The 16977-nt window shown below is 30.5% G+C and carries 9 protein-coding genes; all 9 read left to right on the top strand.

The window, feature by feature from the left end:
• The first annotated feature begins 65 nt into the window (after window positions 1-65).
• The gene (locus IGI58_RS00150; RefSeq protein ID WP_206849869.1) at window positions 66-341 is read left to right on the top strand and encodes an antitoxin; all 276 of its coding nucleotides are present in this window, start codon (window positions 66-68) and stop codon (window positions 339-341) included.
• Window positions 334-1164 (top strand): zeta toxin family protein, encoded by an 831-nt coding sequence (locus IGI58_RS00145; RefSeq protein WP_429955207.1) that lies wholly within the window; start codon window positions 334-336, stop codon window positions 1162-1164. Before IGI58_RS00150 ends, IGI58_RS00145 begins: the two co-directional genes overlap by 8 nt.
• Before the next feature lie 358 nt (window positions 1165-1522).
• Complete coding sequence (locus IGI58_RS00140; protein ID WP_429955209.1) at window positions 1523-3052, top strand: DUF2397 family protein; 1530 nt, start codon at window positions 1523-1525, stop codon at window positions 3050-3052.
• Window positions 3045-4238, top strand: coding sequence for a DUF2398 family protein (locus IGI58_RS00135; protein WP_429955211.1), 1194 nt, complete (start codon window positions 3045-3047; stop codon window positions 4236-4238). Before IGI58_RS00140 ends, IGI58_RS00135 begins: the two co-directional genes overlap by 8 nt.
• Window positions 4231-8445 (top strand): TIGR02680 family protein, encoded by a 4215-nt coding sequence (locus tag IGI58_RS00130; protein ID WP_429955213.1) that lies wholly within the window; start codon window positions 4231-4233, stop codon window positions 8443-8445. The genes IGI58_RS00135 and IGI58_RS00130 overlap by 8 nt, the downstream gene beginning before the upstream one ends.
• A complete protein-coding gene (locus IGI58_RS00125; protein WP_429955215.1) occupies window positions 8426-9712 on the top strand; it encodes a TIGR02679 domain-containing protein in 1287 nt (428 codons plus the stop codon). Before IGI58_RS00130 ends, IGI58_RS00125 begins: the two co-directional genes overlap by 20 nt.
• Window positions 9713-9755: 43 nt before the next feature.
• Window positions 9756-11240, top strand: a complete 1485-nt coding sequence (locus IGI58_RS00120) for a hypothetical protein (protein WP_429955217.1) — start codon at window positions 9756-9758, stop codon at window positions 11238-11240.
• 630 nt (window positions 11241-11870) lie between these two features.
• A complete protein-coding gene (locus tag IGI58_RS00115) occupies window positions 11871-16106 on the top strand; it encodes an NACHT domain-containing protein (RefSeq protein WP_429955219.1) in 4236 nt (1411 codons plus the stop codon).
• Window positions 16107-16647: 541 nt separating this feature from the next.
• Window positions 16648-16968 (top strand): DNA-binding protein, encoded by a 321-nt coding sequence (locus tag IGI58_RS00110; RefSeq protein WP_429955221.1) that lies wholly within the window; start codon window positions 16648-16650, stop codon window positions 16966-16968.
• Window positions 16969-16977: the final 9 nt, after the last annotated feature.

The raw sequence follows: 16977 nt of genomic DNA, 5'->3' as shown, positions 1-16977 counted from the left end.
AGGTGTAGAATTTGCTGGTTTATGTTATAATCAAGCATAATAAACAAAGAAGGTTGGTGAGAAAAATGGATTATGAAAAAACTTTTAAGGTTGAATCACTAAATGAATTTTCTCGCAATGTCTACAATCGTGTATTGAGATATGTTGTGAAGCATCAGATTGATAGACAAAATAAAAATGACTTATATGCTGAGTTGCTGGATCAATTAAAAGGGATGCTGCAAATGAATCTGTTTGAAATGTCAATGAATGATTTGGCTAAGGTTGAATCATATTGGAATACGATGGATGTGTATACAAAATCTATAACTGATCAGAAGGCAGTTGAACAGTATGTCTAATTTTTATATAGACTATACCGAACAGCAGTATTCTTTAATTTTAGAAGATACCCTAGAAGCTTTAACACTCTCTAAAGTTCCAGCAGAGAGTCCAAAAGCTTTTTTACTTGGTGGACAGCCTGGAGCTGGAAAGACTGCTTTAAGATATGCAATCATGAAGGAAATTGGTACGAATGTAATTGTGGTGGATAATGATTCGTTTAAACAAGCACATCCAAATTTTGATGAAATTGTAGAACAATACGGGAAAGACTATGTGCCACAAGTGACGCCATTTTCTAATCGTTTGACGGAAGATATTGTGGAATACTTAAGTGACAAGAATTATCATTTAATTATAGAAGGAACTCTAAGAACGGTAGAAGTACCAACAATGACTGTTAGCTTGTTAGAAGCAAAAGGGTACGAAATGAGTCTCTATGTCATTGCTGTTTCAAAAGACTTGTCATATTTAGGGACACTTGCAAGATATGAGTATCAGTTTTCTAAGGATGCTATAACGGCTAGAGAAACAAAAAAAGAGCATCATGATTTGGTTGTTCAAAATTTATCGGAGAATGTTTCGACCTTATATAAAGAAAACGTCTTTAAAACAATCAAGATTTTTGATAGAGAAATGAATCTATTGTACGATTCTGGACAGACACCTTTAAAGAATCCAAAAGATGTTTTAGAATCGATATTAAGTGGGAAAGCAGAGACTAATAGTCTTCTTGCTCAAATTCAAAAGACTATGCAGTTGATGGAGATAAATGGACATCAAAAATCGGAAAATTATAAAAACTTAGTAATTAAATATAAATCTTTAAAGAAGCTATCCTGAGAAACATGAATAGCTTCTTTTTCTATTAAATTTTTATTTTACAAAAGAGATTTATTGTTTAAAGAATATGTATTATAAAAGTTTTCGACCTTGAAACATCTTTTGTAATAAATATTATTACAGGAGTATAATTCATAGTAAATCTCTTATGCTGTTATTTTTTTTCTTTTACGTAATTCCATTATTCGTGGATTTTTAATGATATTATATATATAACTTGGTATAATGTTTATAATCTAAAATGACTTTTTTAATATTTTCTTTGTAAAATGAAATTTAGATTAAGCTGCGCAATAAAATAAGTGTTATTTGTGATTTATTTTAAATAGTTATTTAGAATATGAAAGAAGTTGAAAATATGTCAAACTTATTATCTAAGTCTAATGAACAAATTAGTGAGTTGAGCTATTTGACAAGTAGTGCTTCAATACGATTTCGACCAATTGTAAGGTTTTTATATAAAAAGAATATAGAATCAAATGTTGGAATATATAATGAAGACTTGTTAGATGAAGTTCGGAAATACACACCTGATTACTCTTTGATGAAATTGAAAGAGGACTTAAGGATATTAGATACATATGGTACTGTAATTGGAACACCTGACCATTCAAGGAAGAAGACAGTTCAAGAATATAAAAATCCTGATCTTCGATATGAATTAAGTCCAATTGTTTTGATGGTAGAGGAGGCTCTTGAAGAATATGATGCTCGGATAGATGAACACGGTTCATATGATCAAACTGGATTTGTACGATTAGCCAAAAGATTAAGAGAGTTAATTCAAGATATTGATGATCCTTACCTGAAATTGAAAGAAATAAATCGTTCATGGCAAGATATAACATTGCTTTTCTCTGATATAACAATGAAAACAACACAATATTTTCGGTATATTCAAGGTGAAGATATGAGTAAAATTACTACAGTTAGCGATTTTGAGAAATATAAAAGAGAGTTTAATGGATATATTGCTGATTTTGTAAACGATGCCAGTATTCAACAAGAACAGATAAAGAAAGAATTGAATCACTTGATGGAGAATGATGAGAGAAGATTAAAAATTATATATGATGCAGTAGCTTCAACTCGTTCAGTGACAAAAGAAAAAGTGAATTTAGAGTTGGAAAATGAGCGTGTGAGACGAAATACTTACGGGAAATATAGTGCTATGAGAAGATGGTTCATTGATACTTCTTCACAAAAACAAAGTGAGTATTCTATTGTAATCAATTCGACACGAAGAAAAATAACAGAGTTATTGATGATAGCAACAAAAATTATTAATATAGCGCCTGTCACTAAAAATTCAATTGAAAGTTATAAACAAATAGCAAAATGGTTTTATGAGTGTGAGACAGTTGAAGAAGCTCACTGTATGTATGCCGAACTTTTTGGCATCACTCAAGTTGCGCATTATTACTCTGCTAAAGGAGCGTCGAGTAGTTTAAATTCTACACCTTGGAAAGATTATCAGGAGGAAATTTATATAGATAATCATGGGAAAAGACGCGGTAAGAAAAAACGTGAAGATGGAGTTCTGCTAGATAATGAATTAGAAAATGAAATAATACAAAGAGAGAATGAAAAAATATTTGAAATTCAGAGAAATATTGAATTTTTACAAGTTAATGGACGAATAGATTTCTCTGTGCAGACTTTTATTCCAAAAACTGTCTTGGATTATGTGATTAATTGGATTACATTAGCTCGAGATGATAATGAGTATACTACAGTAACTGATTTTGGTTATGAAATTAAAATTCATGAATCAAAAGATAAGCTTATGAAGATTGGTACTGAAGAAGGAATTTATATTGGGCCAAAAGTAAGTTTAGAGATTCTTGGATACAAACAAGAGAAGGTGGGGGCTGAAAGTGATGCTTAAAGAGATTAATAATGATGAAACAAATATATTTGAAGTAATTAGTTCCACCATGAAACTGTATACAACACATTGGATTTCCAAAAAGAAAGATGTAACCGATTTTAATATTTTAAACAAATACCAGGAATATATATTGCGAGATTCAATTTCACGGTTTGGAACACCACCGATGATTGATCAAGAAATCATACAAGTGAAGTATCGGCCTGTAAAAGCATATAGTTATATGGGATGGCGTGAATTTAAATCAAGTACAGATTATATGATATATATGCTGTTACTTGCTTTTCTTCAAGATAAAAATAGTACGGATCAATTTTTGTTAAGTGAGGCAGTTGAAAATATTTCAGAAGAAAATAGTTTTGTTGATTTAAAAAAATCAGGTCATCGAATATCTTTAACAAATGCTTTGAAGAAATTGATTAATTTGACTTTAATTGAGATTGAAGACGGAAATACTGATTCTTTTTTAAAGAAATTTGACGGAACTAATAATTTTTTTGAAGAATATAGAGCAGATGTTTTGTATAATGTCACTGATTTGCTAATAACAATTGGTCCGATTGTTCCAGATAAATATGAAAATTATGCTTCATTTGAAGCGTGGAATGAACAAAATCCATATCAACCATTAACGGTTAGACAACAAGCATATATACGATTGATGACTGAGCCTGCAATTTTTAGAAATGCTGAGAATAAAGAATGCTTTAATTATATACGAGATCATGAGGAAGAACTACAAGATTATTTTCAAGCGAGGCTTAACACTGAAACAACAAGTTATGAACTTGAAATTGTTAGTGATTACGCGGCCCTAATTTCAACTAAAAAAGGAGGAAGATTAACTTATCCTGCTCAAAATTCAACAATTGATGAAGTGCTAATGGAAATGGCGTACCAAGTTTGGGCAGATGACTTTACTGATAATATTATATCTGATGGATCACTAGTTCTTTCCGAACATGAATTTAAAGTACTAGTTGATCATACAATTATAGAAAATTCTCAGTATTGGTATTCAAATATGAGAGAAGAATCTCCTAATAAATTACGACAAAGAATAATCCAACGTGGTGAAATGATGGGGCTTATTCAAATGAGGGATAAAAAAATTATATTATTACCAACCTTGGGACGTCTATTAGGGATTGTGGATGAGAAAGTAGAGGGTAAGCATGACTAAAAAAATGAATAAGTGGCAACTAAATCGTATAGGTTTTTTTAATTTTTGGTACTATAGAGCCAAGTTCATACCGTTTTTTGATTCAAAAATGGTTATTAGAGGTTCTAATGGTTCTGGAAAATCATTGACTATGCAAGCAATATTACCTGTCATATTAGATGGTATCACAACTAATAGGATGAATAGTTTTGGAAAAACCGGTCGAAAAATACAAGATATTATGTTAGGTAAAGAAGAATTTACTCATATGAAGGACAAGAAAAAAACTGGTTATATTACTCTTGAATTGAAGCAAAAACATACGAATCGCTTTGTAACATTATTGATGGGACTACAAGCTCAGAGAAATGAAGATTTGAATAAGTGGTACGCTGTACTTGAGAATGAACGTCTTACAATTGATGGTGAAGGTTTTAAGCTTTTCTCAATGAATGAAAACAAAATTTATTGTTTCGACAAGAAAATGCTCAGTAAGGAATTGGAGAATAAGGGGCAAGTATTTCACTCGAGAGAAGAGTATCAAGAATTTGTGAATAAGAATATCTTTGGCTTTGAAACAATTGATGATTTTGATAATGCAATTAATTCTATATTAAGTTTGCGAGCTCCTAAATTGGGATCGGACACTAAAGTTAGAGCAGTTTTTTCAATGTTGGAAAATGCTCTGCCTATGGTCAAAGATGAAACGATTAAAGAATTAGATGAAAGTTTTAAAAGTCTTCAGAAACTAGCATCACATTTAAAAAGTCAGAGAGAACAACTAGAATTATTAAATACATTAGATGAAAAAAATAAAAAATATGTTGAAGCAAAGTTGGCTCAACTATCCACGATATTTATTCGTAGGTTAAATGATTTTAATAAAGCAATTGATGAAAATAAAATTAATGAAAGAATACTTTCTGAAGCAAATGAAAAATTAAATGATGCAGAGACAGAGTTAAACCAGAAAAAAATTTCTATTGAAGTTCTTAATGAAATTATTGAACGCTTACAGATGGCCAATCAAACACCGTTAGTAATTCAAGAAAGTGATAGTCGTAAAAAAATTGAAGGTCTGAAAGAACAAATTGACAGTGAGCAACGTAACATTAATAAAATTAAACGTGATGTTTCAAATTACGAAAATCAAGCATATGTTGATGAAAAGAAAGTCAAAGAAATTAGTGAAGAAATAGACGATATGATGGATGTTTTGTCCGATCTTTCACAATACTTTTATTATGAGCTTCATGCTGAAATGGTTAAAAGAATTGTTGAAAAAGAGCCAGAAGCATTTGAAACAAATTTCAATATATGGATGCAGGAGATTTCTTTATTACGAAGAAAGCTAGATGAAGCAAAAGAACAAATTAAAAATTGTGATGATGCAAAGGCAAATAATGAGAAGGCAATAAAGGATGAACAACATGCTCAAAGCACATATGAAGTGAGAAATCAGGAAAAAGAAAAAGCAGAAAAAGAGCTACACAAACAAAAAACTAATTATATAGAATTATTTAATTTGTGGCTACAAGAAACAAAAATTCCGTATAGTAATTTTGCTTTATTGGAAGTAAACAATAATTTGTCAAAACTGTTTACTGACGAATACCCTACGATGATGCAAGTTTTAGAACCACTGAATCGCGATGCTATTGAATTACAAGCTAATGAACGAGATTCTAAATTATTCCCGGTACAAGATAGGATTCATAAATTAAAAGATAAAATAAATGATAACAATCAAGAATTTCAATTATTGAAAAATGGTAAAGAGGAAACACCTTATCGGTCAGTGTTAAAAAAAGAGAGTAGAAAAATATTATTAAACAAAGGTATAGAAGTGAAATCATTCTATGAAACTGTAGAATTCCAAAAAGATATTTCTATGGAAATTAAAAATTATATAGAGTCTGCTTTATTAGAAAGTGGAATAGTCGATGCATTAATTTCACCAGAAATTTTAGAGTTAGATAATGATATTCAGTTATTTCCAAACCGAGGATATGATCCTAACATCCTCGAGTTAGGTTCAACCCTAGCAGATTATTTGACTCCAGATCCGAATTTAAATTCTGAATTTCGTACATGTGTTGAAAACATCCTTGCATCAATTCCGATAAATCAAGGAGAAAATGAAGCCAGATTTACAGTAAGAACCGATGGAAGATTTGAAGTAGGTGTTCTAAAAGGTAAAGGATCTTCAAAATATCAAAGTATTTATGTTGGAAAAACAAGTCGAGAAAAATACAGAAGGGAAAGAATTTCAGAGTTAGAAGTTATTATAGCGACAGATAAGGATATTTTAAATGAGTTAGAAGAGCAAGAGAAAGAACTAAAAATATATATTAATACAATAGTTAACGTTTTAAAAGTGTTTCCAAGTATTTTTAGTTGGAAAGAAGCATCAGATAAAAATAGAAAGTCTTGGAAACTATTAGATGAAGCAACTAATAATTGGGAAGAATCAAAAATTCTTGTTAAAAATTCACAGGTACTACTTCAAGAAACAAAAAAAGAATTACATCAATATGCAGTTAATAATCAAATTAATGAAGTGTTGATTCAGTCAATTACACAAGTGAATGAAGCTCGTTATAATTCAGAAAAATATTCTCAGAATTTGAATGGTTTAAACAAATTACTTTCTCAGAGAGCTGGCGTTCAATCAAATTACATGGTAAAAAATGAAGCAATAACTCGTAGTAAAGAAAGTCTTGGTGATTTAGAATGTAGTCAAGATAATCATAAAGCGGATTTAGCAATTCAAAATAAGGTACTTGCTGAAAACTTAGAACGACAAAAACAAATAGGAGTATTCGATGATTTAAGAAAATTAGCTGAAAAAAAAGCAGAAAAGCAGTCTTTAGATGAAAATATTCAGCAATTATTCATTGAAATAAACAACTTAAAAAACACTCAAGATCAGTATGAAAAGAAGATTTCTACAGGAATAGCTGAAATTTCTCAAAATAAATATTTCATGAATTATTGGAGGGAAATGTTATCAGATGCTCTTAATGCTAATAATCTTGAACCAAAATCCGATCAAACCTTTGAAACGTTTGCTAGAAACTTACGTAGAGGAGAGATTTCAGAAGATGTGTTAATACATTTTGAGAAAGAATTAGAAGCGGAATTTTCAACAACTCAATATAAATTACGAAATCTTGCTCCAAAACGAACAGAAGTGATTTTAGGAGCATCACAGCAACCAAATTATGAACAAAATCTTGATAGATGGGATCAAATTCATCGCCATCAAAAGCATTTGCGATTGGTCTATGAATTAGGAGATGGGGATAAGCGACAAAAATTACCAGTGGAAGCAGCTTTTTTGGAACTTTTTCGTAGTGTCGAAGAAACAGAAAGTGCAATCAGTAAAAGAGATACTCAAATTTGGAAAGATGTATTTACTCAAACCCTTGGTGGAGAGATTAGACAACTTATTCAACATGTTCAGTATTGGAAGGATGAAATCAATGAGATTATGCAAAAAGTTCAGTTCTCTAGAGGATTTACTTTAAAATTAGAATGGAATGAACGCTCCGATTTGGATGAGATGGATATTTCAACTCAAGAGATTGTAAGAATGTTCAACCGATCAAAAGATACATTTAGAGAAGAAGACTACAAAAAAATATCTCGTTATTTTGGAACAAAAATTGATCAAGCAATTGAAGAGAATAGCCAAAAAGATCACCCAGAGGAAGTTTTTAGCTTATTGAAAAATATTCTTGATTATAGAAAATGGTTTGGTTTCAAATTATACTATACCTCAAATGAACGTGCTAATTGGACGTTCATGAGTGATGCTCAGTTTAGAGATTTGTCTGGTGGTGAACGTGGACTTAGCATGTACTTGCCCATGTTAGCAGCAATCCATTCTCAATACCAGAAAGGTTCGCCAAATGCTCCTTATATCATTACTGCTGATGAAGCTTTTGCAGGAATTGATGAAACAAATATTGGGGAGATGTTTAAAGTTCTACAACAATTAGATTTTAGTTACATTCTCAACTCACATAACTTGAGGGCAGAAAAGAAAGATGTGCGTAATATTATTACACACGAAATTCGTTCATATGATAAAGAAAAAACGGTCACAATTTCCACTAGTTTTTGGGATGGACATAAAAAGAATACAGTTGGTCCTGGACTATCTGAGAAACAGATACAAGAAATTTTTGGAGAGTGGATACTAAATGAAGAGCAGAGAGATTAAAGAAATTTTTAAAGGAAAAGCTGGGTTAATTCAACTATTTGAAATATTACACACAAATTATAGAATAAACAATGGAATATTTGGAACAACTATTGGTCTCTCTAGATTTAACAACTACCAAGAAATACGGGAGGTTGGTGAATTTCTTGGTTTAAGTGAGTATGATCTGTCAAAAAAGAGAACATTCAAAATTGCTGATATATTTACTGAATGGGAGAAAAATAGATATGGCCAATTACTAACAATTGAACAAGCTATAGAAGCAATAGTTGGAAATTTAGTAACTAAACAAGAAATTTTCTTAGAAAAAAAAAATGAAGAGAGAATCTTAATGGAAAATATTTTTACTTATCTAGGTTCTATAGGTAGATATTTTTCCAAAGAAAATCAGGCAAGCTTATTAAAAATAAAAAATACAATAGGAGAAGAAAAATTTTCTGTTTCGCTGGCTTGTGTAAAAAAAGTATTTGCTAATCTTCCAATTGAACCCACAGTTATTCCTTTTTATGCGAATAAATGGTTCCACAATCCTCATATTTTGGATGAAAAAGAAATTGTCGGCTCGATAGTTTATATGCTTTTTCGTAATTTTTTCGAAATGATTGAAGAAAAAAGTGTAGAAATGCCAGAGTGGCTATCAGCGGCTGAATACAAAAACGAGCTTTTAGCTAACTTTAATTTCATAAGAGACAATGTTTCTCGAATAGCAATGATTAGTGGCTTATCAGCGATAGATACTAATGGAAAAGTAGTTCAGTCATTTATTGAACAAACTAAAATAGGAATTCCGTGGGCAGTGACAGTAAAACAGTTATTTATGCTGGAGAGTATTTCTCCAGTAGATTTGGGTGAAGTTCTTGTGATAGAAAATAACGCAGTATTTGATGTTTTAACTTCAATTTTCCCTCAATTTCCTATTGTTTTAACGTCTGGACAATTTAATTATGCAAACTGGTTATTACTTGAAAAAGTTGTTTGTGGTGGAAATAAAATTGTTTATACAAGTGACTTAGACACTGCAGGATTAGGTATGGCACAAAATCTTTTGAATCGTTTTCCAGAAAAGGTTGTACTTTTAGGAATGGATGTAGATTCATATCAAAAGATAGAAAAAGGTGAAAAACTAACAGATATATCTACGTTAAAGTGTATTGACCATCCTGAATTGATTTTACTAAGAGATACGATGCTACAGCAAGAATTAAAAGGTTTTCAGGAAGGATTACTCGATTTTTACATTAGGTGGATAAAGAAAAGAATTCATTAATTATTTTGAACATAAACTAAAATATTAGGAGGTGGCTAGATTCTTGAAGACAGAGTATCTTATTCAGATTAAAAAAAATGAAAGTATAGCTACAACAGAGAATTCGTTAAAGTATTTACTTATGTCCAATAAAGAAATTAATATAACCAATGATAAAATTGAATTTAAAGACCAGTCTTTTTTTTATAGTATACAGAAAAATATAGATAGTAATAATCAATATATCTATTATCACTTAACAATCAAATCAAGTGAAAATTCACTAGATCTTAATTCGGGCATCCTTGTCACCTATTTAACTTTACTAAAATATATAAGAAAAATTATGTTTAAACATTCTGAAAGAATTGAAGTGTTGTGGGATGAAGTTGGTTTCTATTGCTCTCAAAATGCATATGTTTTGATTTATGAGATAGAAAATTTAATGAGGAAGTTATTTACAAAATTTATGCATGTAAATGTAGGGGCTAGTTGGGAGATTGAAAGTGCTCCTAAAAATTTAAATGATAAAGGGGAAAATCAAACTAATAGGAAAAACCAATTTGGAAATAGTTTACTTTATCGTGTAGATTTTAAAGATTTGTCTAGCTTTTTATTTAAGCCCTATGCAAAGAATGAAAATTATCAAGATATAGGAAAAAATATAAGAGAAGGGGAGTCAATTTCATATGATTCAATAAAAGATTACATAAAAAAGTCTAATTGGGAAAGATATTTTAAAGAGATTGTTGATATGGAATCTGAGTCACTGATGAAAAAGTTAGAAAGTTTATATGAATTGAGATGTAAAGTTGCGCATAATAATATTTTAACAATAGAGAATTTGAAAACAATAGAGAAATTGACAAGTGAATTGAAAGAAACTTTTAGTAAAGTAATTGAAAAATTAGATACTGTAGAAATTACAGATGAAAATAAAGATGTTATTTCAGAAAATATATTGAGAACAAATAATGAAGTGGTAGGAGATTTTCTCAGAAATTACAATGAATTAATGTCGAATATTGATTTTTTACTTTTAGATAAAGAAACTGATAAGAAGATAAAAAAAGTGATTAATTTTACAAGGTTGCGAAACGAATTAAACATTCCTAAAAGAATTGTCAATGATTTAGAAGATATTCGAAATTTTAGAAATACTTTAGTCCATTCTATGCCAGCAGAGAGTGATGTCAATAAAATTGAAGAATATTTAAGGAAAATTTGGGATGTTGAAATATTTTTTGAAGGAGTTCCAACTGAACCACAAATTAGTATATTGAAGCTTCCAGTGGTAAGTTGTAAACAATGCAACAATGATTGTTTAATAGAAGAAATAGAATTAGAGTTAGTTTTTTCGGAAGAAGAAAGAGGAATGGGAGATGAGAATCATTATCTAGGGGAATATTTTGGGAACTGTTCAATTTGTAAAAATGAAATTATAGTGAAAATTGAATCTGTTGAATATCCTTCTATGTTCATCTCGTACAATGATACTACTGCGGAAGGTGCTGTTGTTATCGAAAAAGCTAAAATAGATTTTATATAATGGGAATTAACAGCAATTCTAAAAAAGAATTGCTGATTTTTGTTATTTTTTCTCCAAACTATTTTTGTTGGAAATAGGTATAAGAATAAAATTTGTCCCTTTATGATTCAATAAAATCTGTCAGTAATATTTCTTTTGCAATGAGTACAGCACCAAGAACCGCCATGACTAGTAATTGCAATCATGTTGAAACTGATTTTTTCAAATACAACGTGCAAAGTATGCAACAATTCTCCTGTAAATCTTGCCATGAAGTGGGGAAAGATGAAAATCCTATACTGTTAGGTTACTAAAATAACTGATGGATAAAATAAGGAAATAAATTAAATACAATAATTAATAAAAACGCTTGTTTTAATAGAAATTACCAAATGTCTACTGAAGATAACAATTTATTTAAATTACAAAAATATGGACTACTTTTCTATACTTAGAAAGTTACACATTATGATATATGATGGTATAGAGTAAGGAAAATCTAAATTTTAGTAATTTTTTGCAATGAAATATTGTTTTAAAGCGATAGAGTCCAAAAACAATAAGAAAGATAAAAAAGAGAATACAAATTTGATATAATAAATATAAGGTAGTAAGATTATGAGCATTATATTCAAGAAAAGAGGTAAAGGCATGAGCTCAAAAAGTAAAAATATTTCTTGGGAACAGTTTTCAGCGTTAAATGATGATACAACTTCTTCTTTTGAAGATTTATGTCGGTTGCTCTTTAATAAACAATTTTTTGATGATAGCAAAATCTTTGTTTCAAAGCCGAATCATCCAGGGGTTGAAATTTTTCCTATTTTTGAAGAAAAATCTGGAAAATGGATAAGTTTTCAAGCGAAATTCTTCTCATCTAATATTAATTATTCTGCTATAAAAGACTCAGTAAAAAAAACTATTAAACATCATTCGGATGATTTAGATATTTTCTTCTTATATTGTAATAAAGACATAAACACGGAGGCGAAAGGATACAAAGAATGTGAAATATTGCTGAATACTTCGGGTATTGAAATTAGAGTAATTACTAATAAGGCCATCCTTGATCGTGTTATTGAAAATCCTAGACTTGCAGAATATTTCTTTGGTCAGCAAGTTCTAAAAGATGAGTGGTTTTGGGAACAATTAGAACAGAGTTTTGATTCAATGGGAACTAGATACAATAAATTGTTCAATATATCAACCGAGACAGAGAACGAGTTTAGACTTTTTCTAGAAAATATGGAAACACTAAACATTATTGAAGAAAAGAGGAGTGAGGTAATCAGTAATCTAAAAGATCTGATGTATTATCTTTCCGATGACAATAAGCTGCTAGCTAGCGCCATCATTACTCGAATTCAATCGTATAAAATTGATGAGCTCACAGAAATAGAAGAATGTCTTGACTGGAAAGAAGATTTACAAAGTCATTTTTCAGAAAATTTTGACCTGATAAACGCTGAGATTGAGAAAATAAGTGAAATAGAAACTGACAATGAACGTGAAAAACAAGAAAATAGGAATAAAGTGTATCGTTTACAAGCCCTCGTTAGTATCCCCTTGTTGCTCAAATTTAGTGAATTGGAACAAAAACTTATTAAGACAAAAATTCTTATTATTAATGGTGAAGCTGGAATGGGTAAAAGTCAGCTTTTATCCGAAGCAGCTAATACCATTCTAAACGATGGTGGACATGCTATCTTATTGCCAGGACATGCATTTTTGTCTGCTGAACCTATCAAAAGTCAAATTTTATCTTATTTAGGACTCAATCTTAGTTTCTCTGAATTTTTAGATATTCTTGAGACACTTGGAGACTTAACCAACGAAAAAGTTTATTTATTTATTGACGCAATAAATGAAAGTAATAACAAAGATACTTGGAAAAATGGATTACCTATAATTTTTCGTGAGATTGAAAAACTGAACTTTGTTAAAGTAGCGGTTTCATTTCGAAGTGGATATGAAGATTCAGTTCTTAATAATAGTATCAAACAAAAAATTATTGATCACGAAATTCCACAAATTACGCATTATGGATTTCAGAACGACAGTATTGATGCAATTAGAGAATTTTTGAATCACTATAATATTCCGTTTTCTCCGTCATATTTTCTTCAATCAGAAATGACTAACCCTTTGTTTTTGACGATGTTCTGCAAAGCTTATGACGGAAACGATTTTGATTTGTATCATGTACTTGAAAAGTTTCTTGAAGCGTCGGACTTAGAAGCTCAAAAAATTGCAGGATTGCCAGCTGATCGACTAATCCTGAATAATTTAATTAGAGAAATTGCTGAATTTCATTTAAAAAATGAAATTTATACAATTAGTGAACATGATTTATTAGAGCTGAGATTTTGGAATCATTATGGATTGGTCAATAACAAACTTCCATATCTATCATCGCTTACAAAATCTGGCATATTTTTAACTTTTATGCGTGATAGTAAAGAAGTGTATAGGTTCGGTTACAATTTATTAGAAGATTTTGTATATGCAAAGGTGATTATTGACAAGTTTTCGACTACAGATGATTGCAAAAAATACCTGAGAGATAATTTGCTTGAAATAAGGGACGATGAGCGAATTAATTGGCGATACGTTGATACTTTTATTGTTACGACGAGTTTGTTTTTCATGAAATTTGGTGAAGAGTGCATTGATATCATTGACTATGTGAGGGATGATTATGACAGAGAGCGCATATTGTGCGATTATGTGAAATCTTTTTCTTGGCGTCCTTCACAAAACATTAATCAAAATTATTTTCGCAAATTTATAAATGAAAAAGGAATTGACCGTGATGATGTTTTCAGCGTATTAATTGAGAACAGTGTGAAAATAGATAATCCACTAAATGCTGAATTTCTTCATGATATTCTTTATGAGAAGCCCTTAAATGAAAGAGATTATTTATGGACGACTTATATTAATGGTTTAGGAGAAGAATATGAAAGGCTGTTTCAATTAGTTAGATTTTTTGATGAGGGCAAAAAGTTAGACAATTCTCACGAAAAAACTTGGCTAATACTTGTGCTGTTTTCTTGGCTTTTGACCTCATCAAATAGACTATTAAGAGACAAGGTATCTAAAGCAATGATTGAACTACTGAAGACAGACTTTTCACTCTGTTTACCACTTTTGAAAAAATTTGAGCTTGTGAACGATCCTTATGTTATACAGAGATTGTACGGAATCGTATTTGGTGCTTGTACGAAGAATATTGATATCAAAGACTCAGAATTTAAAGAATTAGTGGAATATATTTATGTTACAATATTTGATCAATCCTTGATTTATCCAGATATTCTATTAAGAGATTATGCAAAGCTAATACTTGAATATTTTTTATTTAAATGTCCAGACTGTAGAAGCAATATTAATGAATCAAAAATCAAACCCCCTTACAATTCTAATCCCATACCAATAGTAGAAAGATTCCAAGAAGAATACGATGGCGGACTAAGTTCTATTGCTCATTCTATGGCTCCAGAAGGTGTAGATGTAATGTATGGAGATTTTGGAAGATATGTTTTTGATTCAGCTATTGATTATTTTTCTGATGTGGACAGCATTAATATTTATAACTACTCTATGCATTTTGTTAAGAACGAACTGGGCTATACAAACGATTTATTTGATGAACATGATATATTAAGAAATTTTAATGACTATAATAGACATAATACAAATAAGATTGAGAGAATCGGGAAAAAGTATCAGTGGATTACAATGTATAATATTTTAGCCAGAATGTCAGACCACTATGAGCTTTCTAATAGATGGAATGAAAAAGATGAAAAAATAAAATTTGATGGCGCTTGGAATCCTTATGTTCGTGATTTTGATCCAACATTAAACAATAATTTTTTTAATGACCCAAATCGCCCAACATTCATTCAGGAAGAACTAAAGGAAACAGACTTCATAGAAAGAGATGCAGCTAGAAATGTTATAGAGAACTGGGTAAATAATGAAAAAGATAGCTTCTTTATTCCAAATGTTAATCTTTTACTTTTAGACGAAAATGGAAATGAATGGGTAGCATTGGATTATTATAATACTATAAAAAATAAAAATGATGAGTTGCAGTCATCTCATTGGGATAGGCCTGGTGCTCAAAATAAGTGGATTATGGCACAAGGATACTTCGTTAAGAAACATGAATTTGAATCGTTGAAAGAGGATTTAGAAAATAGAAATTTTATGGGGCGGTGGTTTCCTGAGGGAAGTCAGAACACTTACTGGCTATTTAATCGTGAATTTGGTTGGTCTTCAGGATATAAAGAGTTAGAAAAAGATGCTTGGTTAAACTACAAGGTTGAGACAGGTGAGTTTGAGACTGTTGAATATCCAGATATTAGAATCTCTATCATTAATGATTTTGATGATGAAGAAGATGACGACTTAATTGAACATGATGAAGTGAAGTATTCAAAATACAAAAAGCCTATTCGAAAATTACTTGCGAAAGTCATGAGAAGTTCCAATAAATTTTTATGGGAAGAACAATACGATGCTTCCCAAAATGAGGCAACATCTTTCGATATACCTTGTGGATTTTTGATAGATGGTTTGGAGTTAACGCAACGAAAATATGATGGATGTTACTATGATAAAAATGGTGAACTTGTAGTGTTTTATGATGTAGAAAACAAAAAATTTGATAGTCCTGATAAACTACTAATTCGCAGGAAACATTTAGATGAGTTTTTGAATAGAAATGATCTAATTATATTTTGGGAATGTCTTGGAGAAAAGCGATTTATGATTGAAGAGATGAGAGACCAAAAATGGAGCGAATGGAGTGGACTACTTACTCTAACCGACAAAGGTGTTGTTGGAGAGGTGAAAAAGTATAATAAAGAGAAAACTGAATAGAAAGAATATACACTTTATAAGGAGATTGTAAATACAATAGTATTCTCTCCAGTTATATATGTACAAAACCAAGAACTAAGGTAACCTCCTTTTTTAAAGAGAGTTAACCACATGCTCAATTCTCAATCCGATTAATATATATATAATCACATTACCTGCTAATAATTAAGTGAAAGACTGAAACGAATGTAGGAAAATTTCTACTAAATTTTCAGTCTTTTTTTGTGTCTTTTTCTTGATTATTTTTGTTGGTAATAGGTATAAGAATAAAACTTGTACCTTGACAACTGAATAAAATCTATCAGTAACATTCCCTTTGCATGGAGCACTGCATTAAGAACCGCCATAACCAGTAATTTTAATTGCTGCAAGCGACCAACTTCTTAAGCAATTGAAACCTGTCCCTTCAAGCCACGATATGCAAAGTATATAATGATACTTCTGTAAAGCTCGCCGTAAACTGGAGAGAGGTGAAAGTCCTATGCGGTTTGGTGACTCAAACAACTGATAGATTGAACAAGGAAAGAATAGGAGGGAGAAGATGCAAGAAAATATTTGTTTTCCTGAAACTCCAAAACAAAGTAAAACGTTAAATACAACGATTGATAAAAAATTAGACCAAGTTCTAGATGAACTTTCTAAAATACAACATTCCTTACCACTTGTATTAACCAATGAAGACCTAAAGAGAGAATTTCAAATTAGCGACAGCACATTAAATCGATTAATCAGACTAGCAGAGTTCCCGAACTGTTGGTACGGCATTAGAGGTCACTATGCCAAAGATGAAGTGCTAAATTGGTTCAACAATCACGATTATGAAGAGTACAGAGATCGAATGCATAATTTAAGAATGTCTTGAAAATATGTA

The organism is Enterococcus sp. AZ020 (genome assembly GCF_050499205.1).
Classification (GTDB): Bacteria; Bacillota; Bacilli; order Lactobacillales; family Enterococcaceae; genus Enterococcus_L; species Enterococcus_L dunnyi.
This window is presented reverse-complemented; position numbering and strand designations above follow the sequence as displayed.